General features: G+C 68.2%; 23 protein-coding genes. 9 read left to right on the forward strand and 14 right to left on the reverse strand.

The window, feature by feature from the left end; all coding sequences use genetic code 11:
- The first annotated feature begins 26 nt into the window (after positions 1-26).
- The 9 genes from CXR42_RS18485 (at position 27) to CXR42_RS18525 (ending at position 7,025) form a co-directional block, all read left to right on the forward strand.
- A complete protein-coding gene (locus tag CXR42_RS18485; RefSeq protein WP_245875488.1) occupies positions 27-749 on the forward strand; it encodes a DUF2062 domain-containing protein in 723 nt (240 codons plus the stop codon).
- Positions 750-762: 13 nt separating this feature from the next.
- The gene (locus CXR42_RS18490; protein WP_103259129.1) at positions 763-1,521 is read left to right on the forward strand and encodes a pyridoxine 5'-phosphate synthase; all 759 of its coding nucleotides are present in this window, start codon (positions 763-765) and stop codon (positions 1,519-1,521) included.
- Positions 1,522-1,579: 58 nt separating this feature from the next.
- Positions 1,580-1,996 (forward strand): holo-ACP synthase, encoded by a 417-nt coding sequence (gene acpS, locus CXR42_RS18495; protein WP_103259073.1) that lies wholly within the window; start codon positions 1,580-1,582, stop codon positions 1,994-1,996.
- Between the two features lie 50 nt (positions 1,997-2,046).
- Positions 2,047-2,835: a signal peptidase I gene (lepB, locus tag CXR42_RS18500; protein WP_103259074.1), complete on the forward strand. Its 789-nt coding sequence runs from the start codon at positions 2,047-2,049 to the stop codon at positions 2,833-2,835.
- On the forward strand, positions 2,832-3,518 hold the full coding sequence (gene rnc, locus CXR42_RS18505) for a ribonuclease III (protein WP_103259075.1): 687 nt from the start codon (positions 2,832-2,834) through the stop codon (positions 3,516-3,518). The genes lepB and rnc overlap by 4 nt, the downstream gene beginning before the upstream one ends.
- Before the next feature lie 146 nt (positions 3,519-3,664).
- Positions 3,665-4,576 carry a GTPase Era gene (gene era, locus CXR42_RS18510; RefSeq protein ID WP_103259076.1) on the forward strand — a complete coding sequence of 304 codons (912 nt, stop codon included), beginning with the start codon at positions 3,665-3,667 and terminating at the stop codon, positions 4,574-4,576.
- Positions 4,577-4,643: 67 nt separating this feature from the next.
- Positions 4,644-4,979, forward strand: coding sequence for a DUF1491 family protein (locus CXR42_RS18515; RefSeq protein WP_103259077.1), 336 nt, complete (start codon positions 4,644-4,646; stop codon positions 4,977-4,979).
- Between the two features lie 47 nt (positions 4,980-5,026).
- Entirely contained in the window at positions 5,027-5,746 is a 720-nt protein-coding gene (gene recO, locus CXR42_RS18520) for a DNA repair protein RecO (protein ID WP_103259078.1), read from the forward strand.
- 61 nt (positions 5,747-5,807) lie between these two features.
- Positions 5,808-7,025 carry an MFS transporter gene (locus CXR42_RS18525; protein WP_103259079.1) on the forward strand — a complete coding sequence of 406 codons (1,218 nt, stop codon included), beginning with the start codon at positions 5,808-5,810 and terminating at the stop codon, positions 7,023-7,025.
- On the opposite strand, the gene CXR42_RS18530 is transcribed toward CXR42_RS18525, so the two are convergent.
- The 14 genes from CXR42_RS18530 to CXR42_RS18595 all read right to left on the reverse strand — a co-directional run bounded on the left by CXR42_RS18530 (position 7,022) and on the right by CXR42_RS18595 (position 25,051).
- Positions 7,022-8,122, reverse strand: a complete 1,101-nt coding sequence (locus CXR42_RS18530; RefSeq protein WP_103259080.1) for an alginate lyase family protein — start codon at positions 8,120-8,122, stop codon at positions 7,022-7,024. The two genes, CXR42_RS18525 and CXR42_RS18530, sit on opposite strands and share 4 nt — an antisense overlap.
- Positions 8,119-10,851, reverse strand: a complete 2,733-nt coding sequence (locus tag CXR42_RS18535) for a tetratricopeptide repeat protein (RefSeq protein ID WP_103259081.1) — start codon at positions 10,849-10,851, stop codon at positions 8,119-8,121. Before CXR42_RS18535 ends, CXR42_RS18530 begins: the two co-directional genes overlap by 4 nt.
- Before the next feature lie 15 nt (positions 10,852-10,866).
- Positions 10,867-11,496, reverse strand: a complete 630-nt coding sequence (locus tag CXR42_RS18540; RefSeq protein WP_103259082.1) for an alginate O-acetyltransferase AlgF — start codon at positions 11,494-11,496, stop codon at positions 10,867-10,869.
- Entirely contained in the window at positions 11,493-12,836 is a 1,344-nt protein-coding gene (locus CXR42_RS18545; RefSeq protein WP_103259083.1) for an alginate O-acetyltransferase AlgX-related protein, read from the reverse strand. The genes CXR42_RS18540 and CXR42_RS18545 overlap by 4 nt, the downstream gene beginning before the upstream one ends.
- On the reverse strand, positions 12,833-13,588 hold the full coding sequence (locus CXR42_RS18550) for a hypothetical protein (protein WP_103259084.1): 756 nt from the start codon (positions 13,586-13,588) through the stop codon (positions 12,833-12,835). The genes CXR42_RS18545 and CXR42_RS18550 overlap by 4 nt, the downstream gene beginning before the upstream one ends.
- Positions 13,581-14,657 (reverse strand): alginate O-acetyltransferase AlgX-related protein, encoded by a 1,077-nt coding sequence (locus CXR42_RS18555; RefSeq protein WP_103259085.1) that lies wholly within the window; start codon positions 14,655-14,657, stop codon positions 13,581-13,583. Before CXR42_RS18555 ends, CXR42_RS18550 begins: the two co-directional genes overlap by 8 nt.
- A 9-nt stretch (positions 14,658-14,666) precedes the next feature.
- Positions 14,667-16,094, reverse strand: a complete 1,428-nt coding sequence (locus CXR42_RS18560; RefSeq protein WP_103259086.1) for an MBOAT family O-acyltransferase — start codon at positions 16,092-16,094, stop codon at positions 14,667-14,669.
- A 4-nt stretch (positions 16,095-16,098) separates the two neighbouring features.
- Positions 16,099-17,529 carry a right-handed parallel beta-helix repeat-containing protein gene (locus tag CXR42_RS18565; protein ID WP_103259087.1) on the reverse strand — a complete coding sequence of 477 codons (1,431 nt, stop codon included), beginning with the start codon at positions 17,527-17,529 and terminating at the stop codon, positions 16,099-16,101.
- Complete coding sequence (locus CXR42_RS18570; protein WP_103259088.1) at positions 17,529-18,983, reverse strand: mannose-1-phosphate guanylyltransferase; 1,455 nt, start codon at positions 18,981-18,983, stop codon at positions 17,529-17,531. Before CXR42_RS18570 ends, CXR42_RS18565 begins: the two co-directional genes overlap by 1 nt.
- The gene (locus CXR42_RS18575; RefSeq protein ID WP_146038115.1) at positions 18,980-20,056 is read right to left on the reverse strand and encodes a hypothetical protein; all 1,077 of its coding nucleotides are present in this window, start codon (positions 20,054-20,056) and stop codon (positions 18,980-18,982) included. The genes CXR42_RS18570 and CXR42_RS18575 overlap by 4 nt, the downstream gene beginning before the upstream one ends.
- An 18-nt stretch (positions 20,057-20,074) precedes the next feature.
- Positions 20,075-21,550 carry a glycosyltransferase gene (locus CXR42_RS18580; RefSeq protein ID WP_245875489.1) on the reverse strand — a complete coding sequence of 492 codons (1,476 nt, stop codon included), beginning with the start codon at positions 21,548-21,550 and terminating at the stop codon, positions 20,075-20,077.
- Positions 21,550-22,869, reverse strand: a complete 1,320-nt coding sequence (locus CXR42_RS18585; RefSeq protein ID WP_103259090.1) for a nucleotide sugar dehydrogenase — start codon at positions 22,867-22,869, stop codon at positions 21,550-21,552. The genes CXR42_RS18580 and CXR42_RS18585 overlap by 1 nt, the downstream gene beginning before the upstream one ends.
- A gap of 284 nt (positions 22,870-23,153) precedes the next feature.
- Positions 23,154-23,801 (reverse strand): response regulator transcription factor, encoded by a 648-nt coding sequence (locus tag CXR42_RS18590; RefSeq protein WP_146038116.1) that lies wholly within the window; start codon positions 23,799-23,801, stop codon positions 23,154-23,156.
- 239 nt (positions 23,802-24,040) lie between these two features.
- A complete protein-coding gene (locus tag CXR42_RS18595) occupies positions 24,041-25,051 on the reverse strand; it encodes an SDR family oxidoreductase (RefSeq protein WP_103259092.1) in 1,011 nt (336 codons plus the stop codon).
- Positions 25,052-25,089: the final 38 nt, after the last annotated feature.

A 25,089-nucleotide genomic window follows, 5' to 3' on the forward strand; every position in this document is an offset into this window, starting at 1 on the left:
CGACGCCCGGGCGAAGAGGCGGGGAAGTGGTCTTCAAGCGGCGGGAGAAGTTGGGCTGGGGCGCGTGGCTGCGCGAACAGGTCTACCCGCGCGGCGGTTTCAAGCGGGCGATCCGCTATGTCGTCCACCGCATGCGCCGCCTGCCGGACCAGCCGCATCGCGTGGCGCGTGGCGTGTTCGCTGGGTCGGTGATCGGCTTCCTGCCGCTGCCGGGCCTGCAATTCCTGGCGGCATGGGGCGCGGCGCGGCTGGTGCGCGGCAATGTGCTGGCCTCGCTTCTGGCGACGTTCAACACCAATCCGGTGACGACCCCGTTCTTCGCTGTGCTGGCAATGACGCTGGGTCACTGGATCATGGGGATCGAGGCGCCGCTGACGGCGGAATACATCGGCTCGGCCTTTGCCAATGCCGGCAGCGACCTGTGGTACAACTTCCTGGCCCTTTTTGGCCCGGAAAAGACTCGCTGGGACGGGCTGATCCAGTTCTGGCACGAGATCTACTGGCCTTATTTCATCGGCGCGCTTGGACCTGCCCTTCTGATCAGCGGCGTGGCCTACTACGTCACGATTCCGCTGGTCGAAGCCTATCAGAAGGCCCGCGCCGCCACCGCGCATGAGCGCAGCGAACGCCGTCGCAACATCCGCGCCAAGCTGGCCGAGGCCGCGGGCAAGCTGAAGCGGCGGGGCGAGGATGGGCGGGCCGAGGATGGGCCGGACGCGGGCGATGATGACGGGCCGGGGGCGCCCTGAAGGAAGGATGAGCATGGCACAGACAGGCAGGTTGCGGCTTGGGGTCAACATCGACCACGTGGCCACGGTGCGGAACGCGCGCGGCAGCGCCTGGCCCGACCCTTTGCGCGCCGCTCTTCTGGCCGAGACGGCGGGGGCTGACGGCATCACCGCCCACCTGCGCGAAGATCGCCGCCACATCCGCGACGGGGATATCGAGGCGCTGATGGCCGGGATCAGCATCCCGCTGAACTTTGAATGCGCCGCGACGGCCGAGATGCAGGCGATCATCCTGCGTCACAAGCCGCATGCGGTCTGCCTGGTCCCGGAAAAGCGCGAAGAGCGGACGACCGAGGGTGGGCTGGACGTGGCGGGGGATATCGCGCGCCTGACCGACTATATCGCGCCGCTGCGCGCGGCGGGCTGCCGGGTCAGCATGTTCATCAGCCACGATGCGCGCCAGATCGAGGCGAGCGCGCAGATCGGCGCGGCGGTGGTGGAATTGCATACCGGCCTGTACTCGGACCTGCTGGCCGAAGGGCATAATGAGCTGGCCGAGCGGGAGCTGGATGCCCTGCGCAAGGGGGCCGAACTGGCCGCGCGTCTGGGGCTGGAGGTCCATGCCGGGCACGGGCTGACCTATGACAACGTGGAGCCCATCGCCGCGATCCCGGAACTTGCCGAGTTGAACATCGGTCACTTCCTTGTGGGCGAAGCGATCTTCCGCGGCCTTGGTCCCGCGATCGAAGAGATGCGGCGGCGGATGGATCAGGGACGAGGTCCGGTGTTGTGACGGCGGACTTCGTCACGACTTCCGGGCCGGGAACCGCACAGGCGCGGGGGCCAGGGCGGTGATCCTTGGGATCGGCACGGACCTGGCGAACATCGAGCGGATCGAGGCCGTGCTGGCCCGCCACGGCGACCGGTTCCGTCAGCGCGTCTTTACCGAAGCCGAGCAGCGCAAGGCCGAAAGCCGCAAACGCGCCATTGCCGCGACCTATGCCAAGCGCTGGGCGGCGAAGGAGGCCTGCTCCAAGGCTTTGGGCACGGGGCTGCGGATGGGGATTTCCTGGAAGGACATGGCCGTCACGAACCTGCGGTCGGGCCAGCCGGTGATGCATGTCACGGGCTGGGCGGCGGACCGCCTGCGCGCGATGACCCCCGCCGGGCATGAGGCGGTGATCCATGTCACGCTGACCGACGACCATCCCTGGGCGCAGGCTTTCGTCGTGATCGAGGCCCGGCCGCTGTCGGCGGGCCGCGCTTGACTCCCATCCCCTCGCCGCGCATGTAGCGGCAAAACGCAAGGCAGGGCATCATGGCAAAATCCGGCAAGGCCGAGGGCGGGATCGTCGAGACGATCAAGACGGTATTCTGGGCGCTGGTGATCGCCGGTATCTTCCGCACCCTGTTCTTCCAGCCGTTCTGGATCCCGTCCGAGTCGATGAAGGACACGCTGCTGATCGGCGACTTCCTGTTCGTCAACAAGATGGCTTACGGCTATTCCAAGTACTCCTGCCCCTTCGCCATGTGCCCGTTCGAGGACCGGATCTTCGCGTCCGAGCCCGAGCGCGGCGATGTGGTGGTCTTTCGCCACCCGGTCGCGGGGACCGATTACATCAAGCGGCTGATCGGCCTGCCGGGCGACACGATCCAGGTGAAGGCGGGGGTCGTGTATATCAACGGCGTCGCCGCGCCGCAGGAACCGGCCGGCACCTTCTCGGAAATCTACGAGCCGCAAGGCCCGATGCGCAACCTGCCGCAATGCGAAAACGGCGCGGTCGGGGCGGGCGGCACCTGCACCAAGTCCCGCTTCATCGAGACCCTGCCCGAGGGGCAGAAGCACAGCGTCCTGAACATCCGGGATGGCGGGCCGGGCGACGATACGCCGCTGTTTACCGTGCCCGAGGGCAACTACTTCTTCATGGGCGACAACCGCGACAACTCGACCGACAGCCGCTATGACCCGCGCGCCGGTGGGGTGGGGATGCTGCCGGCCGAATATCTGATCGGCCGGGCCGACCGGGTGATCTTCTCTTCGGCCGGGTCGCGGATGCTGTATTTCTGGACCTGGCGGTCCGACCGCTTCTTCAAGGCGATCGAGTGAGGCTTTCGGCGGAACTGCTGTCCTTCCAGACGCGGCTGGGCCACCAGTTCCGCAAGCCCGAGCTTCTGATGCGGGCGGTGACGCACGCCTCGATCGGGTCAGCCACGCGGCCGGATAACCAGCGGCTGGAGTTTCTGGGCGACCGGGTGCTGGGCCTGGTGATGGCCGAGGCGCTGCTGTCCGCCGACCCCCAGGCGCGCGAGGGGCAGCTTGCGCCGCGCTTCAACGCGCTGGTCCGCAAGGAGGCCTGCGCCGAGGTTGCCCGGCAAATCGGCCTGGGCGAGGTGTTGAAGCTGGGCCGGTCCGAGATGCTGACCGGCGGGCGGCGGAAAGAGGCGCTTCTGGGCGACGCGATGGAGGCGGTGATCGCCGCCGTCTACCAGGACGCCGGCTTTGACGCGGCCAGGGCGATGGTCCTGCGGCTGTGGGGCGACCGCATCGCGGCGGTAGAGCCGGATGCCCGGGATGCCAAGACCAGCCTGCAGGAATGGGCCCAGGCCCGCGGGATGCCGCCCCCGATCTATAACGAGGCCGGCCGCAGCGGCCCCGACCACGCCCCGCAGTTCACGGTGCGCGTCACGCTGGCCAGCGGCGAGACGGCCGAGGCCACCGCGGGGTCAAAGCGTGTGGCGGAACAGGCGGCGGCACGTTCCCTGCTGGACCGGCTGGATTCCGTGGACTGACGCGCTGCTCGTCGCGCACTCCTCGCGCGGTCCCTCCGAGGCGTGCGCGATGTGCCCGAAGACGCGGCGCGGGGCTGCGGAATGCAAACTGGCCTTTCTCGCCGGTTTCGCCTATGGGATCGGATCAACGAAAGGGTTGCCACCACATGACCACGCGCGCGGGCTTTGTTGCCCTGATCGGAGAGCCGAACGCCGGCAAGTCCACGCTTCTGAACCGGATGGTGGGGGCGAAGGTCAGTATCGTCACGCACAAGGTGCAGACGACGCGGGCGCGGATTCGCGGGATCGCGATGGCGGACCAGGCGCAAATCGTCTTTGTCGACACGCCCGGCATCTTTCGGCCCCGGCGGCGGCTGGACCGCAGCATGGTCAAGGCGGCCTGGGGCGGGGCCTCGGATGCGGATATCATCGTCCTTTTGATCGAGGCGCATCGCGGCTTGACCGAAGGCGCGCTGGCGATCATCGACCGGATGAAGGACGAGATGCCGCAGGGCAAGCCCGTCGCCCTGGCGATCAACAAGATCGACCGGGTAAAGGCGGAAACCCTGCTGGCCCTGGCCGAAGCGGCGAACCAGGCCTTCCCCTTCGCCAAGACCTTCATGATCAGCGCCGAACGCGGCCACGGGGTCGAGGCCCTGCGCGATTGGCTGGCCGAGACGCTGCCGGAAGGCCCCTGGTTCTATCCCGAGGACCAGATCGCCGATCTGCCGATGCGGATGATCGCGGCCGAGATGACGCGCGAGAAGCTGACCCTGCGCCTGCACGAGGAACTGCCCTATCAGCTGACGGTGGAGACCGAGGCCTGGGAGGACAAGCCCGACGGAACGACCCGGATCGACCAGGTGGTCTATGTCATGCGCGACGGGCACAAGGGGATCGTCCTGGGCAACAAGGGCGATACGATCAAGGCCATCGGCCAGGCCGCGCGGGCCGAGATCAGCGAATTCCTGGGCCGGACGGTCCACCTGTTCCTGCAGGTCAAGGTGCGTCCGAACTGGCTGGACGAGCCCGAGCGCTATTCCGAGATGGGGCTGGATTTCAAGGACGGCGATGCCTGAGACCGGACGAATTTTCTGCGAAAATTCGTTGAGATCTTCGCAGAAGATCTGTGCGGGGTGGGGTTGAATGGCGCCGCGTCTGGCCTCGGGTGTTTGGGTGTCGGCCTATCTGACCCGTCTGCGTCTGGCGGATATCCCGGCCTATGTCACCGCCAAGGGCGACCCGCAGGCCGGAGCCGTGGTGGTGAAGGTGGCGCTGCTGGATGGCAGCGCGCGGGCCTATGAGCGGCGGTCGGACCTGATGACGGGCGCGCGGGCCTGGATCCTGCTGGCCGAGGGGCCGGAGGCCGAGGTGGATGCGCTGGTCCTGCGCACCAGGGGCCGCGACCCGGACCTTTGGGTGATCGAGTTGGAGGACCGGCGGGGCCGGACGCTTCTGGACGAGGACGGTTTGCGGGACTGATCTGCCCTGGCCTTGCGCCGGCCCGGGTGGCGGCGGATAGTCCCGGGATGGACTGGCGCGACGAAGGTATCTTGTTGTCCATGCGGCCGCATGGCGAAAGCTCGGCGATCATCGAGGTGATGACGGCCGCGCATGGCCGGCATTTGGGCGTGGTGCGCGGCGGGGCTTCGCGCAAGATGGCGGCGACGTTGCAGCCGGGCTCGGGGCTGATGCTGGACTGGCGCGCGCGGCTGGAGGACCATCTGGGCGCCTTCACGGTCGAGCCGGTGACATCGCGGGCGCATCTTTTGGCGGATCGGTTGGCGCTGGCGGGGCTGCTGGCGGTCTGTGCGCTGCTGCATGTCGCCCTGCCCGAGCGCGAGCCGCATCCGGCGTTGTGGCGCAGGACGCGGGCGCTGGTGGACCAGTTGGGGCAGGAGGGCTGGACCTCGGCCTATGTCCGCTGGGAGGTGTGCCTGCTGGAGGAGATCGGGTTCGGGCTTGACCTTGGCCGTTGCGCGGTGACCGGGGCGACCGAGGGGCTGGCCTATGTCAGCCCGAAAACCGGGCGCGCGGTGACGGCTGCGGGGGCGGGGGACTGGGCGGACCGGCTGCTGCCGCTGCCAGCGGGGATGGACGGCGAGGGGCCGCTGGCACCGGGGGCCGTGGTGCAGGCGCTGCGGCTGACCGGGCATTTCCTGGAGCGCGAGTTGCGGCCCGTCTTGCAGGACAAGCCCCTGCCCGAGGCGCGGGCGCGGCTGATGGACCTGCTGGGCCGACCGGCCTGAAACGACGCCGCATGTCGCGGGCGTGACAGACGGAACCGGGCTTCGGCGGTCGAAGTCGGGCATGGCCACTCGTTACCTGCCGCTTGCGCTGAGGCATAGCGCCACCCCCCGGATCGAGCATTTCGCGCTTCTTGCCGGGCTTGATGCCACGATCCGCGGCACGCTGATCTCGACCATGCCGCTGGTGGTCTATGATGCCCTGGGCGATGCGCAGTCGACGTCGGTCGCGTTCTTCCTGGCGGGGATCGTGGCGCTGGTCTGGGGGCTGATGGTGCCCTGGGCGACCAGCAAGCTGCCGCGGCGCTGGGTCTATACCGGGGGGGTGTGCCTGTACCTGGTCGGCAACACGCTGGGTGCGGTGGGAACGGTCTGGTCGGTGCCACTGGCGCTGATGTGCAACGCGATGGCGACGGTGACGGTGTTTGTCTGCCTGAACGCCTATGTCCTGGATTATGTCGAGCGGGTGGACCTGGGGAAAAGCCAGTCGATCCAGATGGTCTATGCGGCGACGGCCTGGACCGTGGGGCCGATGACGGGGGTCTGGCTTTACCACAAATGGGCGCCCTTGCCCTTCATGGTCGCGGGCGGCTTTGCGCTGGTGCTGCTGACCAGTTTCTGGGTGCTGCGGCTGGGCAACGGCAAGCAGATCCAGCGCGCCAAGGGGCCGGCGGTGAACCCGCTGGGGTTCCTGGGGCGGTTCTTCCACCAGCCGAGGCTGATCGCGGGCTGGACCTTTGCGGTGATGCGCAGTTGCGGCTGGTGGGTTTATGTCGTCTACCTGCCGATCTTCTGCATCGAGGCGGGCCTGGGCGACAAGGTGGGCGGCATTGCGCTGTCGATCACCAACGCGCTGTTGTTCGCGGCCCCCGCGCTGAACCGGCTGGGGCGCAGGTTGTCGGTCCGCCGCTCGGTCCGGGTGGCGTTCGGGGCCTGCGGGGCGCTGTTCCTCGTGGCGGGGCTGTTGTCGGTGCTGCCCTGGGCGACGGTCGCCCTGGTCATGGCGGCCTCGGTCTTTCTGGTGATGCTGGACGTGGTGGGCGGGCTGCCGTTCCTGATGTCGGTGAAGCCCAGCGAGCGGACCGAGATGTCGGCGGTCTATTCCAGCTTCCGCGATGTGTCGGGCATCCTGACGCCGGGGGCGGCCTGGCTGGTCCTGTGGGTAGCGCCGCTGCCGGGGATCTTCGTGGCGGCGGGCGCGGGGCTGCTGGCATCCTGGATCATCGCGGGGCGGCTGCATCCAAGGCTGGGCACCCCGCGCCCGTCGCGGGGCGGGGCCTAGCCTTCGGTTGGCGTCGCCTCGGTCGGCGTCACCGTGGCTGGCTTCGCTTCGCCCGGTGGGACGAGGGGCCAGAGCAGGCGTTGGTCGCCGCCGAGTTTGGAGCTTCCCAGCTTTTCGACCGCTTCCATCCGCGCGGCCAGATCAGGGTCCGGGTTGAAACGCAGGTAGGCGGGCAGCCAGGCGAGTTCGAAGTCGCGAGCCTTTTTCTTGCCGCCCACGCTTTGTGCCTTGCCGGTCAGCGCCTCGACCGGGGCGGGGTCGTCCAGGCCGGCAAGGGTAAAGCGGACGATGCGGGGGATGGCAGCATCGCAGAGGGCGAAGAGGTCACGGTCGGGCAGAAGGGCGGCGGTCACGACCAGGGGGGCCACGGCATGCAGCTGGTAGTGCAGCGCCAGACGGCCGCGCCACATTTCGTTTGGCAGGCTGCCATCCGGCGCGGCGGTGCAGGCGACCAGTTCGGCCGAACCCGCGCCCCAGTCGATCAGCGCCGGGTCGTCCAGGATCAGCCCGACCCGCGTCACCGCAAGGCCGGCCCAGGCGCGCAGGTTGTTCTGCGAGGCGCGGGGCGGGGCTTCGGTATCGAAGAAGGCCATGCCCTGCTGCGCGCGGGCCAGAAGCCAGGCCTCGATCTCGGGACTGGCGAGGTCCGGTTGGGCGGCAATTGCCGCGCCGTAGGCAAAGGCAATCCCACCGACGCGGGACGGGGCCGAAAGGTTCGCGCCCTGGGTCCGCAGGTCGCTGAGGGCATCGGCCTCTGCCCAGGGCAGAATCAGGCTGACCACGCAGTCGGCGGCGGCCTTTGCGTCCTGCGCTTCGGTTTCGGGGTCGTGCAGGGTGTCGGTCAGGCGGGCGAGGTCGTTGATGAAATCGTCGATCGGTTTCAGCGCGGCGGTGACCGCCTTGTCTGCCTCTTCGTCAAAGTCGCTGCGGTTCTTGCTGTCGTCGGTGTAGCGGCTGCCGAAGCCCAGCGTGACCACGGGTTCGGTGCCCGCAGGGCAGGTCTCGGCTTCGTCCTTGGCGGGTGGCGAGGGGGTATCCTGGGCGGCGAGGGGCGTGGCCAGAAGGGCCAGCCCGAGAGTGAGGGTTCGCAGGGTCATTGTCCGACCTCCGTTGTCAGGTCCAGGGTCCGCAGGCGCTGGGCGGCGTCGGGGCTGCCCAGGTCGGCGGCTTTTTGCAGCCAGGCGACTGCTTCTTCGCGTGAGGCGGTGACGCCGATGCCGAACACCAGCGCGTCGGCATAGTCCAGCATGGCGGCAGGTTCGCCCGCCTCGGCCGCGCGGCGCAGCCAGTCGGTGGAGTCCAGAACCTCGGCCGGGGTGGTGGCGGCCTTGCGCAGGATCAGCGCGTATTCCCGCATCGCGGCGGCGTTCCCGGCCTCGGCCGCGGACAGGTACAGGGCAGTTTCATCGATGCTGCGATAGGCGATGGCGCGGATTTCCGGGGTCGCGCTGCGCAGCCGGGCCAGCGTGGGGGGCAGATCCTCGGGCTGGCTGGTGGCGACGAGGTCGACGAAAAGCTCGGCCGACAGTTCGGGGTCATAGTCGGGCGAACTGCGGCGCGAGTAGATGTTCAAAAGGCGGTGGATCGCCATCCGGCTGCCATCTTCGCGCGCGGCCTGATACCAGGCGAGAATCTGCGGTTCGTCCGCATCGGTGGCGTGGCGGGTCAGCACATCGGCGAGGTCGGCCAGAAGCTCTCCCCGGCCCTTCGACAGGTATTCGGCGACGGCAAGCCAGCGGTCCATGAGCGCGCGGTCGCCAGCGCGGCCCACGGCATCGGCCAGGCGCATCGCCTCGTCAAAGGTGCAGCCGGTGATGGCGGTGGCGCGGGCGGTATAGTCGGCAAAGACGGCGGGGTCCTTGACCAAGGGCAGCGCCAGAAGGATCGCGTCGAAATCGCCGCGTGCGTCGATGGTGTCGGCGTAACGGTCATGGACGGCGGCGAGGTCGGGGAACTGTTCGGGATCGGCCAGCGGCAGCAGTTCCATCGCCTCGCCCATGCCGCGGTCGGCCAGCGGCAAAAGGAGGTCCAGCGCCTCGGCCTTGACGTCGGGGGTGACGCTCTCGTCGTCCAGCAGTGCCTCGGCCAGCTGGGCGCGGGCGGAGATTTCGCCCATCGCCACCGCCTCGCGGAACAGGTCCAGCGCCGCCGCGCGGTCCTGGGGGCTGCGCGCGGCCTTCAGCGCCAGGCTGGCGCGGGCGGTGGTCACGCCAGGAAAGCGGGTGGCATAGCCGTGCCAGAAATCCAGCGTCTCGTCCGGGGCGTCGCGCAGTTCCAGAAGGTGCATGTACTGCGCGATGGCGGTGATCCGGCCGGTGAGCGCCTGGGTCTGGATCTCGGCCTCGGCGATGGGGTCGGGGTTGGCGGCCAGGATCTGCAGATCGCCGGGGCCATAGTCGACGGCGGAGGTTGCGGTGCTGTCGGCAGCCTGAACCCAATAGTCGGCCTCGGCCACCTGGGGGGCGTTCGGGGCGCGGCAGATGAAGGCGTTCGACAGTTCCAGAAACGGGTCCATCTCGCCGGCCGAGACCACGACCTGGATCAGCTGGTCCATCACCGCGTAGAATTCGGCCGGGGTCTTGGCGGCGCGAAAGCGCATCGCGGCGGTGCGTTCCATCGCGGCGTCCTCGCCCAGGGCGATGGCGCGGTCCAGAAGCTCGCGCGCTTCGGCCTCACCGGCCCACCGGCCCTTTTCGGCAAGAACGTGGTCGGCCATGGCAATCAGCGCCCAGGCCGGGGCGTCGGGTGAGCCGGTGAGGTCGGCCAGCGCCTCGACATAGCGCGGGGTCCAGTCGGGATCGCGGCGGGATTGCGCTTGCAGGAAAAGGACATGGCCGGCGGCACCGGGGGCCCAGCCGCTTTCGGCAGCCGCGCGGTAGGTGGCGTCGGCGGCGGCCAAGTCGCGCGGCATCAGGGCGCCGTCGGCCTGCAGCCGGGCCAGCGCGGTCTGGGCATAGGGCAGGCCGGCGTCGGCGGCGACGGTCAGGTAGTGCAAGAGGACATCGTTGTCCTTGGGCAGATCCTCGGCCCGCAGGTGGATCTCGGCCACCCGCCAGGCGGAAAGCGCATCGCCGAGGTCGGCCGAAAAGCGGTACCAGCGTTCGGCAAGGGCGGGGTCGCGGGTGACGATGCGGCCGTTCATGTATTCGCGGGCGATCCGGTTCACCCGGTCGCAGATCAAGGGGTCGAGCTTGCCCAGCAGCGCGCCGAACGCCATGGTCACGCCAAGTTCGGGCGGCACGTCCCAGCCGGCGACGGGCTTGCCGGCAATCTCGCGTTCCACCAGGTCAAGGATCGCATCGGCGTTGCCACCGAAGGCAGCGGTCAGGAGGAGCGCTTCGCCCTGTTCGACGTCGCGGTCGATGCCCACGCCGCGCATCAGATAGCCGGCCAGCAAATGCTGCGCGCGGGGTGTCTGGCTAAGGTCCATCTCGGCCAGTTGCTGGACCAGCCGTTCCTGCTGCAACTCGGTCACACGGCCGGCGGCGAGCAGAAGTTCGATGCGGTCGATCAGGACGTTGGCCTGGGAATAGGCCGGGTCGATCCTGGGGAAGCTGGCCTGCACGGCGGCGGCAAGGTCGAACCAGCCCACAGGGTCCAGTTCGATCAGGCGGCGCAGGTCGCGCTTGATGACGGCGGTATCGGTTTCGGGGGGTTGGGAGGGGTCGACCCCCTCCCATTTGGCGACCAGGGCCTCGTCCGAGAGGTTGCGGTCGCAGATCGGGGCCGAGGTCAGCACCGGCGGTTCGAACACCAGGTCAACCGTCTGCGCGCAAAGCGCCGAAGGCAGGGCAAGGACCAGAAGGGTGGCAAGCGTGCGGTGCATGATCGGGCCTTTCCGTCAGTTGGATTTCGCCAGCGCGTTGGGCGTCATGGTCGCGGTGTAGGTGCCGCCGGTGCCGCTAAGCACGATGGCAACGCCTTCCCGCCGCACCAGGTTCACCCCCGCGACGCTGGCCACGGTGTTTTCACCGTCCCGCACCTCGAAATCGAGCGTGAGGGGGGCCTTCAGGGCCACAGCGCCGCCGCTGCCGGCGGCGACATCCTCGATCGCGACAGCCTTGGCCTGCGGGACGTAAAGATCGACCTGGGCGATGTCCGACAGGTTGTAGAAGGTCACGTCGGCCTGGGCCGGATTGCGGGTGATCTTGTCGACCACCAGCGCCGAGGTGCCATCGGCCCCGACGACGAAGGAATAGAAGGTGGCGGGCTGGATCGCCTCGGTCGCGGTGGTCTCGCCCGAGGTGATCTGGACTTCGGTCGCGCCGTCAATGACGACATACGGGGTGACGCCGCTGTCGCCGCCTTCAAAGCTGGCGGACTGGATGACCGCGACGGGGGTGCCCGCATCGACGACGCGGACAAAGGTCGAGGAGGGGCTAGCCACATCCTCGTACAGGCTTGCGTCTTGCGCCAGGGTGGCGGTCGCGGCAAGGGCTGCCAGCGGCAGAGTCCAGGCGATGCGTTTCATGAGTCGTCTCCTTCAGGGGTTGGGCAGAGAGTCACGGCCGAGCTTTCGCCAAGCGGCCGGTCGAAGCTGACGGCCACGCGCACGAGGTCGGGCTGCCAGAAAGGGGCAAGCTTCAGGAAGAAGCGCCCGGTTGCGCGCAAGCGGTCGGCGCGTTCGAGACGGACGGTGCGGGTGATGCCCGAGGCCGCCGTAAGGGTGACGGTCGCGACCCGCGCGCCGTCGCTGCCGTAGTCGAACAGGAAGGCGTCATCCGGCGTCAGGCGGCCAGGTTCGAAACTGGCGGCAAGGTCGTTGCCGTCGACCTGCGCCTCGGTGGGAATGTCGCAGGCGGGGCCGGCGGCGACGATCAGCTCGTCCATCGGGACGGGGCCGAACTGGGCCAGGCTGTTGTAGATCGGGTTTTCCCAGACCAGGAAAGTCGGCCGGTCCTGCGCGAAATCGCGCGAGGTGAGGTACGAGGTCATCGAGCCGAACTGGTTGCCGCCGGTGATGGCGTAGTTGACCACCTCGATCCCGGAATATTCGGACAGGAAGCCGGCGAAGTTGTTGATGCTGCTGTCGGAAAACGAGGTGCCGACCAGGACCAGGCTGGCCTCGTCCGCGCCGGTGCCGAAGATGTCCAGCGTGCCGTCCGCTGCGGGCGCGTCGGCGAAGATGTCGGCGGCGTCGTCCACGACGGTTTCGGCCGGGGTCGTGGTCCAGGTCACGGCTTCGACCGGGGGCAAGGTGTCCTTGCAGAAGGTCTGCAACTCGCGTCGCAGGCCGGAGAAGGCGGTTTCCGGCGCGACCTCGGTCGAGGTGAATTCGGTGGGCGTCACCTCGGAATAGGCGGGCAGGCTGCGGATCATCTCGCCGATGGCCTTGGCAGCCAGGCGGGCGCCGGTGGGCGTCCAGTGGAAGTCGGCCTGGAAGAACACCTTTTCGTCCGGGCCGGCCGCCAGCATCGCGGTCATCAGGTCGGGCGCGGCCACGCCGGCTGCGGCCAGGCGGTCGGTGACATCGGCATAGTTGGCCTGCATCGTCGCCGCGTCATAGCCGTAGGCCTTGGCCTGCGGCGGAAGGTATTGCGGCATGGCCTGCCCCTTGGTGGGGACGTTGACGTAGATCAGCGTCGTGCCCTGTTCGGCCAGCACCCGCGACAGTTCGGCCAGTTGGGCGACGACAAGGTCGTCCATCGGATGTTGCAGGCGCAGGTCGGACTGGACGCGGTAAAAGACGCCGTCCTGCCCTTCGATGCTGGCCGAGGGGGCAAATTCGGTGCGGGCGCAGCCGAATTGCGTGGTCTGGGCCATCAGCGGCGCGGGCGAGAGGACCGCCAGAAAGATCGCGGCACGGATCATGGGGTGGCTCCTTGCAGGGTTGCGGGGCGGGGGCGCGGGTGGACGATGCCGGCCTGGCGGGGAAAGACCTCGGGCGCGCCGCCGGGAAGCTGGTTCAACAGGGTCAGCGCGATGGACTGGACGCCGGGATCGGGGCTTTCCAGCGCCAGTTCCAGCGCGGGGCGGGCGGCGGGCGGGTCGGGCGGCAGGCCGGGCGCGCCCATGAAATGGCTTTGCGCCAGCCGGATCGCGGCCTTGTGGTCGCCGCCCTGCGCCGCCACCAGCAACAGGTCGCGTGCGCGCGGCACGTCCTGGCCAAAGGGCGCGCCCTTCAGCAGAAGGTCGCCCAGCCCCGCGGCGGCGACGGGGTCGCGATTGGCCTCACGCTCCAGCACGCTTTGGATGTTGCGCAGGCGGGCGGGACCGAAGTCCGCCTCGCCGCCGCGCAGGATGGCGACAAGGCGGGGAATGGCAAACTCGCGGTCGGCGTAGACCGCGATGGAGTAGTAATGGGCCGCATCGTCCAGGAAGGCAGGGTCCTGCCGCGCCTCAAGCCGCTTGGCATAGCGGGCGGCGGCCAGACCTTCGCCCGCATCGGCAAGTTGTTGCAGGCTTCGGTCGGACAGGTCTGCGCCCGCCAGCATCGACTTGCGCAAATCCTTCAGCCGGGGGCTGGCGGCGATGGCCGGGGGCAACACCACATCGGCCATCGCCGGTGTGGCGACGGCCAGAAGGGCGACCAGCGCGCAGATATGCCAGCGCCGGTCACGCACCGCTTTTCACCCCGGCAGGACCGTCCCAGAGGGCGGGGTCGGTCAGGTAGCGCACCGGGAATTCCCAGATCACCACCTGTGGCGGGGCGGCGCGGAAATCGGGCGAGGCGAGGTAGTCCAGCATCGGGCGGACCGGGCCCTGACCTTCGACGGCAAGGTTCAGCACGTCGCGGCCCAGGGCAAGTTTCAGCGCCTCGGCGAAGCTCCAGGTCGGGTTGGCGGAGTAGGAGGTGCCGATCAGAAGTGTGGCCCCCTCGGCGGTGCCGCCGAAGATGTCCAGGCTGCCGTCAGCCGTGGGTTCGGCGGTATAGGGGACGGCGTGTTCGGGCATCAGGCCCAGCATGGGCGCCAGATCGTCGGTGGTGACGTAGGACACGAGGTCGCCGGTGAACCGGATCTCGGGCGCGGTGCGGATGTTGAAATCGGCCTCGCCTTGCGCGACCAGGCCCGATGCGGCAAGGGCGCGGGCCACGCCCTCGGCCCCGCGCGGGGTCCAGTGGGTGTCGGTGGGGAAGAAGGCCGCGTCCCACTCGGCATCCATCCGCAGCGCGTCCCGGGCATCGAGAACCGTCACCTCGCGGGCGCGGAGGCCGGACAGGAAGGCGTCGTAGAGGGTGGCGATCCCTTCTGCCGCGCGCGGGTCGCCGTGGGCGACATGCACGTCCAGCTTGCCCGGAACCGGCACGATGACCAGTTGCGCCCCGGCAGCCGCCAGCCGGTCGCGCACCCGGTCGATCCGCGCGAGCGAGCGGTCGAGGTCGTCGGTCAGCGGACGCACTTCCTCGGTCGTGAAGAGCCAGCCGTCGCTGCCGGCCAGCACGCCCTTGCGCCCCTCGCCCAGGGCCATGTAGCGCAGCGCGCCCAGCACGCCGATGGCGGTGTCGCGATGCGGCAGCGACTGGCGGTAGACCTCGTCCAGCTTGGCCGTCGCCGAGCCGCGAAGAAGGTCGCCGTCACGGGTCAGGTCCTCGGTCCCCGGGAACTGGGCGTAGCCCAGGTTTACGACGGTGGCATAGCCGAAGAACGCGGCGGGAAGCAGGAAGCGCGAGGCCTTCAAAAGCGGTTGCATGGCGGGCTCCTAGAACTGGAAATAGAGGAAGGGCGAGAAGCTTTGCTCGGCCAACCGCATCACGGAGAGCGAGAAGATCAGCGTGGTCGCCAGTGCGGGCAGCAGCGTGCCGGTCAGTTCCACCCGGCCGTCGGGCGTTACCGCGTGGTAGCGCTGGCCGAACCAATCGTTCAGCAGCGGCTCGGACCAGGCCAGAAGGATCGCCAGCACAAGGACGGCCAGGCTTTCGCGGGTGATCTGCAGCGCGATGTCGATGGGCAGGCCCCAGCCGTTTGCGCCCATCATCCCGGCGTAGAAGTCCATCGCCATGGCCACATTCGTCGCCCGGAAAGCGACCCAGCCGATCAGCACGATCAGAAGGGTCCGCAGCACGCGCACCACGGTCTTGGGCGCCCGGGCCGCGCCGGTCCAACGCTCGAACGCCAGCCAGCCGCCGTGCCAGGCGCCCCAGAGGACGAAGGTCCAGTTTGCCCCGTGCCACAGCCCGCCCAGCACCATGACCGTCATCAGGTTGATGTAGGTCCGCCGTTCGTTGACCCGGTTGCCGCCCAGGGGGATGTAGAGGTAGTCGCGCAGCCAGACCGACAGGCTGATGTGCCAGCGCCGCCAGAACTCGGTGATCGAACCCGAGATGTAGGGCGTCTGGAAATTCTCCATGAACCGGAAGCCCATCATCAGGCCCAGCCCGATGGCCATGTCGCTGTAGCCCGAGAAGTCGAAGTAAAGCTGCAGCATGTAGGCCGCAGCGCCCAGCCAGGCCAAAGGCGCGGACGGGTCGGGCGTGGTGAAGGCAAGGTCGGCAAGCGGCGCCAGGTTGTCGGCGATCAGCACCTTCTTGCCCAGTCCAACCGTGAACCGCGCCATGCCATCGGCGAACTTGTCGGGAGTATGGGTCCGGTCGCGGAACTGGTCCTCAAGATCCTTGAAGCGCAGGATCGGCCCGGCGACGAGTTGCGGAAAGAGCGAGATGAAGGCGGCGAAGTCGAAGAAACTTCCGGTCGCGCTGGCATCGCGGCGGTAGACGTCGATCAGATAGCTGATCGACTGGAACACATAGAACGACACGCCAATCGGCAGGATCAGGTGCCAGTGGATGCCCAGGCCCGCCGCATCGGTGCCCAGCATCGCGGCGAAGCTGTCGATGAAGAAGTTCAGGTACTTGAACACCCCCAGCACCGCCAGACACCCGGCGGTGCCGATGGCGCAGGCCCAGGTCGCCCGGCGCGTGCCAAGGTTAGCGCCGATCAGGCGGCCAAAGGCATAGGTCCAGAGCGTCGTCAGGATCAGCAGGCCCAGGAAGTCGATCCGCCACCAGCCGTAGAACGTCCAGGACCCCGCCAGGATCAGCGCCGAGCGGTAGCGGAAGGGCGTGAGGTAATACAGCGCCAGGAACAGCGGCAGGAACAGAAACAGGAAGGTTTCCGAGGAAAACACCATCGGGCTACTCCGACTTGCAGGGGACGTCCGTCCCGGGCGAGGTGCCCAGGGCGGCGGGAATGATCAGGGCGTCGTCGCCCGCGGTGAGGTAGGCAGAGAGCCAGGGCGAGAAGTCGCCGGCGAACTGGCGCGGGGTCTGGTCGGCAAGGTCGTTGCCGGACAGGCGCACCTCGCCCAGGCCGGCGGCGCGCAGGCCCTCACGATTGTCCGCCAGGACGTTGTCGGACAGCAGGACCGGGGCACGGCCGGCCTGGTCCTGCACCTCGATCCCGGCCGAGCCGTTCCGGTGGATCGCGTTGTCGGTGACCTGTGCGTCACCGGTGCCGGAGAGGCGCAGCCCGGTGGTGCGGTTGCCGACCAAAATGTTGCCCCGCACCGTGACGCAGGCCGAGGGGCCAAGCACGATGCCCGCCGCGGAATTGTTCAGGACCACGTTGGCCCGCAGGTCCAGCCCGGTCAGCGCGCCGTCGATCTGCATGCCGTTGCCGCCGCCCGTGGTGATGCGGTTGCCGGTGACCTGCACCTCTGCCAGTTGACCCGAAAGCCGCAGACCCGCGCCCTGGCCCGTGTCCCGGATGCGGTTGTCGGCGATCACCGGCCCTTGCGCGTCGCGCAGCCGGATTGCGGCCCCGCCCGCAGCGGTGACCCGGTTTCCTGTCAGGATCAGGCCGTTGGTGCCCTCGAACCCAAGGCTGTGGACCCGGTCGAAGCGGCTGCTGATGATCACGCTGGGAAAGTCCGGCTGCAAAAGGCCAAGATTCAGCACCGACACTCCGCGGAACGGGGTTGCGCCGGGAAAGCCCAGATCCTGAAAGTGCGCGCGGTCGGCCCGCAGCGCGCCCTGGCCCGCGACCAGCAGAAAGGGGCGGAAGGCGGGAACGGTGGCGTTCTGCCCGGCGTCGCCGCGCAGGGTGGCCCCGTCCAGCACGACGGTCCCGAAGCTGAGGACAAAGGCCCCGCCGGCGCTGTCCAGTTCCAGCACCTCGCCGGGATGCAGAGCCAGCGCGGCGCCGGGCCAGATCACCAGCGGGCGGGACAGGTGCCAGACCCCGCCCCTGCGCTGAACCAGGTCCGAGGTCAGATCGGCCAGCCGCGCGGTGCCGGACAGGATCTGGACCACATCCGTCTGCCCGCCCTGCGCGCGTTGCAGGGTCAGCTGGCCATTGCCGCCGACCAGGATCGTCAGCTGCGTCAATGCGGCCTGGATCTCGCCGGTCTCGACCCGGGCCGTGGCCTGAGGCAACGTGAGCTCGGCCGGCAGGTCCGGGGCCGTGGTTCCGCCTGCCAGCCGCCGCGCCAGGGCGGCCAGCACCTCGGCATCCGCGCCCGCGTCCAGCACGCGCCGGACTGCGCCGTGCAGCACGGCGTCAGGTTCGGCCAACAGCGGGGCCGGCAGGGCGGCAAGCCAGGCCGCCAGAAGCGGGGCCAGCCGCATCAGACGGCCTCGCGCTGGACCTGCGCGCCGACCCGGTCCGGGGGGGCCGCCAGCACCGGGCGGGCCAGGGCGCTGATCTCGGCCGCGCCACGGAAAACCAGGTGGATCAGCTTCAGCTCGCCTTCGGTCGCGTTGGTCACCGGCAGGGCGGTGTCGGCGGCGATCGTGATGGTCTGGCCGCGCCGCAGCGTGACCTCGGCCCCGTCGATGGTGCAGCGCCCTTCGCCTGAGGTGACGGTCAGCATGCTGGGGCCAACCCCGGTGCCGTTGACCTGCACACTGGCCAGCCGTCGCAAGGTCATCACGCGCATGTCGTGCCCGGCGTCCGAGGCCAGCGTCTCGATCCGGCCCCAGGGCATCTCGCGTACGGTATGGCTGGCAACCTCGCGCCGGCCTTGGGATTTCAGGAGGTCGACCAGCTGCTTGACGTCCTGCGAGTGTTCGCGCTGGGTGATCAGCACCGCGTCGGGCGTGTCGATCACGACCATGTCCTGCATCCCGATCACGGCCACCAGCCGCGTCTGGCTTTGCACCAGCGAATTGCGGGTGTTCACCGCGATGACGTCGCCGTGCAGCACGTTGCCGTCGGAATCCTGGTCCGAGATCTGGTAGACCGCGTTCCAGGCGCCGACATCGTCCCATTGCACGCCATGCAGCGGTGCCAAGGCGATGGCGGGGGTGCGTTCGAAGATCTGCCGTTCGGTCGGTTCGTTGGCAGCGCGGCGGAACGAGGCTTCGTCCAGCACGATGCCCAGGCTGCGGAATTCGGCCCCGTCGACGGCGGCGGTGACGGCGGCGTGGGTGGTCGGATCAAGGCGGCGGAACTCGTCGATCAGGGTCGCGGCCCGCATCAGGCTGATCCCCGAGGCCCAGTAGACCCCGCCGCCGTCGATCAGGCGCTTGGCATGGTCGTAACCGGGTTTCTCGACGAACTGCGCGACACGGTGGAGCCCGGCAAAGTCCTGATAGGCCCCGCCGTCGGCGATGTAGCCATAGCCGGTCTCGGGATAGGTCGGCACGACGCCGAAGCTGACGATGCGGCCATCCTGCGCGGCCGGGACCATCGCAGTGACGATCCGGTTGATGTCGCCCTTGATCATGTGGTCCGAGGGCAGGACCAGGATCATCGCCTCGGGGTCCTCGCGCCGGGCGCAGATCGCGGCGGCAAGGACGGCTGGCCCGGTGTTGCGGCCGACGGGCTCTCCGATGACGCGGCCTTGCAGCTGCAATTCATCCAGTTGCCGATGCACCAGCGCGGCCTGCCGGGCGTTCGTCACCACGATCGGATCGGCGAAGGCGCTGCCCCGGTGGCGTTGCAGCGTGGCCTGGAAATAGGTCGGGCTGCCCTTGCCCAGGGTTGGCTGGAACTGCTTGGGCTGCTCGACCCGGCTCATCGGCCAGAGACGCGAGCCCATACCGCCGCACAGAACCACGGGAATTATGGAATGTGTCATGGTGCATCTGCCTTGATGTCAGGGGTGGAACGGTCGAACAGCGGGCGCAGCAGGTCTGGGGTGGGGCGGTGCAGGGTCACTTCGGCCAGTTGGCCGGTGAGGTCCGCCGCAAGGGGGGCGTCCGGAAGCAGGCGGAAGGGCACCGGCTGACCGGGTGCTGCGGTGCCAAGGCCGTCGGGGGCCAGCCGGGCGGAGACTTCGCGGCCATCGGCGAAGGTCACGTCGATGGCGCCGGCGCGGGCGAGGTCCAGAAGCTCTTCCGGCAGGGCGGTTCCGGTCAGGGCGACGGCGGCATCAGGGGTCGAAAGGCGCAGGATCGGGTCGCCGGCAAAGACCGTCGAACCGGGCTGGACCCCCATGACCTGGACCTGGCAGTCGCAGGGCAGGACGACCGACAGGGTCTGCCCGGTATTCGCGCGGATCGCGAAGGCCACTTCGCCGGACTTCGCGTCGGGGTTCAGGAAGTCGATCTGCCCGGTCGCGGTGGCGGCAAGCGTCTGCCCTTCCACCCCGGCGACGGCGGGGATGGCAAGCGTGCGGGTAAAGACGCGCTCGTGAACCTTGGTCGCCACCAGACCCAGGAGGGCGACGGTCGACACCAGCAGGATCAGCGTCCCGCCCAGCCGCCGCAGCCCGCGTTGGCCCGGCACAGCGCCGGTTCCCGGCTTGCGCCCCTCGGCCGGGCGCACCGACAGCGTATCGCCCAGGGTCACCAGATCGCCCGCGATATGGGCGTTCATCAGGTGGCGCAGTTGCGGCAGATGCTCGCCCATCGGCTCCAGAAACTCTAGCGCGGCGGTGCCACGGGACGGGTCGATGTCCTTTAGCCGCACCTCGATCGACAGGGCGACGACGAAGCCCTGGAAGGGAAAGACGAAAAGGGCGATCCGTTCGCTTTCGGCGGCGTGGGGGTCGATCAGGCCGCTGATCCCGGCGCGAACCAGCGACAGGCCGCGGCCCCGGTATTGCCGGCCGTCGATCTCGACGTGGAAGGGCATGTCCAGCATCGGGTGGTCTCCTGGTCCGGTGAGGGGCAGGGTCTCGGGCGGGGTGTGGCGGGGGGCTTGGTCCAAGGGACGGTCCTTTCCTGATCAGACAAGGCCCGACAACAGCATGACCCCGAAGGTCAGCCAGCCGAGCGCGAGGGCGTGGACGTAAGTGGACCCCAACCCGCGCAGGCGCAGGCCCAGGGCAGGCAGGGCAGAGGGACCGGCGGATTGCCGGGTCCAACGCTGGCGGTCGAGGCGGAAGAGCACATAGCTTTTCACCGCCGCGCCAACGATCTGGCCGAAATACAGCAGCACCGGATAGGTGATCGGGAAGCCGCGGCCCCGGACACTGGCCAGCACCCAGCAAAAGACATAGCGGGTGGCCATGACCCAGGCGATGTAGGCGGGGATCACCAACGGCTCGACAAAGATCGCCGCCAGAAGGACCGAGATCGGGCCGGCCAGCGTGGTCCAGATCCCGACCTTCTGGTCCAGGATCGACCACCAGGTGAACAGCCCGATCTGCCTTGGCCCAAGGGCCAGCGCCCGGCCATTGGTGCGCAGCATGTTGCCGAACCAGCGGATCATCAGCGTGACCGCGCTGTCGGCAAAGCCCGGCTTCGGCTGCGTCTCCATCGACAACGAGGTGACGTCGGGCAGATACAGCATCTTGTAACCGCGCTGCAGCAGCCAGAACCAGGTCGACTTGTCGTCTCCGGTCAGGAAGTCCACGCGGCCAAGACGCCAGTGGTCGATATGGTCGTGCTGGACCAGGCGGATGAACTCGGGCTGGGTCGCCAGGTCCGCGCGGAACACCGACATGCGCCCGGTCAGGGTCAGGACGCGACCGGACAGGCCCATGGAACTCATCATCATCTGGCGCTGGGTGAAGCGCAGGGCGAACCAGTCGCCGAACAGGCTGGGCTTGATCTCGACCGCCTCGTCGGTGGTCAGGGCACCGACTTCGGGGTCGGTGAAGAAGGGGGCCGAGGCGGCGACGATATCCTCGGGCACGCAACTGTCGCCATCGACAAGCAGCAGTATGTCCCGGCGTGAGGGGGCCTGGCGGCCGATCAGCCGCAGGGACCGCGCCAGCGCGTCGCGCTTGCCGGTGCCGGGGATCTGGTCGATCACCAGGTTCACCCCGTCCATCGGCACGTCCATCAGCGCATGGATGCGCCGGATCAGCCGCAGGTCCGAGGTGTCGACGACCGAGGCGACGATGGTCGCCCCACCGGGTGCCACCGCCGCCGCGCGGAACAGCGCCTGATAGACCCGGCGGGTCGTATCGCTGTCGATCTTGTAGCTGGTGATCAGGAAATAGGCGTGCCCTTGCACCGGCAGCGCCGCATGGGCGGCAAAGGCCCGTGCCTTCAGCCGCGGATAGGCGACGCGCAGGTAAAGGACCGCCCGCAGATAGTTGACCAGGGCCCAGCCATAGCGCCAGGCCCCGACCACGCCGACGACGATCAGCCCGTCCGAGACATGCCCCAGCGCCCCCGGCGGGATCGCCAGCACCAGAAGCGCCAGCACCGCCAGGTAAAGCAGATGGCCCAGGATCAGGGACGGGCGGATCATCACCAGCAGATCCCCTCATACAGCCCATCCGACCGCTGGCCCGGCTTGATCCGGGTCAGATCGACCATCGGGCGGTTGCCCATCGCGTCCTGCAGGGGCTGGATCGCCTCGTCATAGCGATTGCCGACCAGCACGATGTCCGACCGGGCGATCAGGTCGTCGATCGAGCCGACCAGGCGGCTGCCCAGTTCGATGTCCTGGTCAAGGCCCCGACCGACCTGGGTGTGGTCGCTGGCAAAGGCCTCATGCACATAGGGGTCGTAGACCGACAGCTGCATCCCGCGCCCGATCAGGCGGGTCGCAAGTTCGGCCAGGGGGCTTTCGCGCAAGTCATCGGTCCCCGGCTTGAAGCTGATCCCGACCATGCCGATCCGCGTCTTGCCCGAGGCTTCGATCATCGCTTCCGCCCGGCGGATCTGCCCGGCATTGGCGACCAGAACAGCATCCAGCAGCGGCGAGGCGACCTGACGGTCGGCCGCGAAGGCCCGCAGGGCGCGGACATCCTTGGGCAGGCACGATCCCCCGAAAGCAAAGCCGGGGCGCAGGAAGTGGGGGCTCATGGAGACCTTGTGATCCGAACACAGGATCGACATGACCCGCTGGCCATCCAACCCGGCCGCCTTGGCAATGTTCCCGATTTCGTTGGCGAAACTGACCTTCACCGCCCGCCAGGCGTTCGAGGTGTATTTCACCATCTCGGCCGTTGGCAGGTCCACCAGATTGATATCGCAGGGCAAATCCTGGTTCAGCCGGGTAAGCAGAGCGCCGGTCGGTTCGTCCAGCGCGCCAAAGACGATCAGGCCGGGATCGGCGTAATCGCGGATCGCGGTGCTTTCGCGCAGGAATTCGGGGTAGTAGCCGACGCCGAAATCGCGGCCCGCCACCTTGCCGGACGCCTGTTCCAGGATCGGGATGCAGACCTTCTCCATCGTCCCCGGCACGATGGTCGAGCGCATGATGACCGAATGGAACCCCGGATGATCCGCCAGGGCGCGGCCGATCTGGGCGCAGACCGCCTTGACGTAATCCAGCCCGATGGAATGGTCCGCCGCGCTGGGCGTGCCGACGCAAACGAAGGACGCCTCGCTGCCCTGCACGGCGGCGGTCACGTCGGTGGTGGCGGTCAGCCGGCCTGCGACGACCATCTCGGCGATAAGCTCGGGCAGGTCGCGTTCCACGATGGGCGAGCGCCCGGCGTTGATCGCCGCCACCTTGCCCGGGTCGACGTCCACCGCGATTACCTGATGCCCGTCACGGGCCAGACAGGCCGCCGAGACGACCCCGACATAGCCAATTCCAAAGACTGCAAGCCTGGTCATTTTGATCCGTCCTCTTTGCCCACGCTGCCGTGGGGTGCCGTTCTGCGCTGCAGCATTGCAGCTGTTGAATAAGGGTAGGCACGGGCGGCAAACTGGGGAAAGTCAGGCAAAGACCCCACGGAAAATGTGGGGATTTGCGGGTGTTTCCTGACAGGATCAGGCCGAAGGGCGGCCACTAAACCCGCGATGTAAGGAAAACCCTGTCAGGAGTTTCTGCAGGCGCGAAGTGTGCGCGACCGTCCGGTCAGACGGCGAAAAAGCTGCAATGGATGCCGGCGGCAGGCTCAGCCGGCGGTGAGGCGGGTCCTTTCGACCCAACCCTGAGCGATGGCAAATTCCACGATCTGCCGGCGTCCCGAGAGGTTCAGCTTGCTGGAGCCGCGGGCCTTGTAGGTCTCGATCGTCTTGCAGGACAGATCCAGTTCCTTGCCGATTTCTTTCATCGACTTGCCATGGGCCACGGATTTCAGCACGAAAAGTTCCCGCTCGGACAGGCGTGTGTCCTTCTGCGGGGCAGGGGGCGGGTCTTCGGTGCCCGAGATGGGCGCGATCACCGCCGCAAAGGCTGCATCAATGAAGATTCCGCCCTGGGCCGCAGTGGCTAGGGCGATCTTTAGCGTGTCGAAGGACACGGTCTTGGGCAGGATACCCCGGAACCCTGCCGCGATGCAGGCCCGCGCCAGGTCAATCGAATCGGCGCTGGAGTAGCCGACCACTGGCCGGCCACCGGTGCCAAGGTCCTGCAACAGGCTGGAGGGGGGCGCCTCGACCTGGGCCGGGTCGACCAGGATCAGGTCGAACTCGGCCCCCGCCGCGGCATGGCTGTGCGGGCCAAGGTAAGCCACCTTGGCCGCAAGGCCGCCGTCCTGTGCCAGCAGAGCGGCGATGCCGTCGGCAAGCAAAGGGTTGGCGTCAATAATCGCAATGTTCAACTGAAGCCCAGTCGAATGCATTTTTCTGCCCCACCCGGGTATAAGTTGGGCCTGCCCGAGGTCAATCTCGGGGCAAGTCGCCAGGTCCCGTGGAGGTAACCATGCCTGGTGGGATAGGTTCCACAGAATGTTGCCCCGGCCCCATGACCGACGGCTGCAAGCCGCTGACAGCGGGGCATGAAAAGTGGCAAAGCTTTGCCACTATGCAACCGGCGCGGGAAATGCGCAGTTTGCGAACCCTAGCGGCCGATCTGACCATGGCGCATCAGCCAGTCGGCGCTGGCCAGAAGGGCGGTCTTGGGGGTTGTGAACTCCATCCCCATGTCCTGCACCGCGCGGGTATTCGACAGATGTTCCAGCCGCCCCAGTTTTGGCAGGATCGAGCGGATCTGCGGGTCGAACAGGGCCAGAAACCGCACCACCAGCCCCGGCGCTTCGCGTGTGGGGATGCGGCGGGTGGGGTAGGTGGCCTTTAGCGTTCGGCCCATGTCCACCATCGCCAGCGATCCGGCCGCAGCGATATAGCGTTTGCCTGCCGTTTCAGGGCGTTGCAGGGCGCGCAGGTGCATCTCGGCCACGTCGCGGACATCGACTGTGGGGAAGCCCAAATCCGGAACCATCGGGTCGCGGCCGCGCAGAAGGCGTTCAACGATGCCAAGGGAGGAGCCGTAGTGTTCGTCCAGTGGCGGCCCCAGGACGAAACCGGGGTTGATCGTGGTCAACTCCAGCCCTTGCGCCCGGGCCAGGTCCCAGGCGGTGCGCTCGGCCAGGGTCTTGGAGCGGGCATAGGGTGTGGTCGATGGCAGAGTAAGGTCGCACCAGTCGTTTTCGTCCTGCAGCGCGCCATGCTTGCCGTCGTTCACCACCGCCACGATGGACGAGGTCAGGACCACACGCCGGATACCGGCCGCAGCAGCCGCTGCAAGGACGCGCTGTGTGCCCTGGACCGCGGGGCGGATCAGCACCTGGGGGTCTTTCGGCTGGGCGATCGGGAAGGGCGAGGCGGTGTGGACCACGGCGTCCATGCCTGCCATCGCCTCGGCCCAGCCAGCATCGGCTTCCAGATCGGCCTGGACAAAGGACAGGCTGCCGGCCGCTTCGGTCAGGTGGGGGGTGACGGCGGCGCGCACCTCGTCAGCCCGGTCCAGACGGCGCAGCGTGCCGCGCACGTCGTAGCCCGCATTGAGCAGCTTTACCGCCACGTGTTTGGCGATAAAGCCGGAACATCCCGTCAAAAGCACGCGTTGCATCGGCCCCTCCGCCTATCTTGCCAGTGACAAGATAGGCT

It is taken from the genome of Tabrizicola aquatica (genome assembly GCF_002900975.1).
GTDB lineage: Bacteria > Pseudomonadota > Alphaproteobacteria > Rhodobacterales > Rhodobacteraceae > Tabrizicola > Tabrizicola aquatica.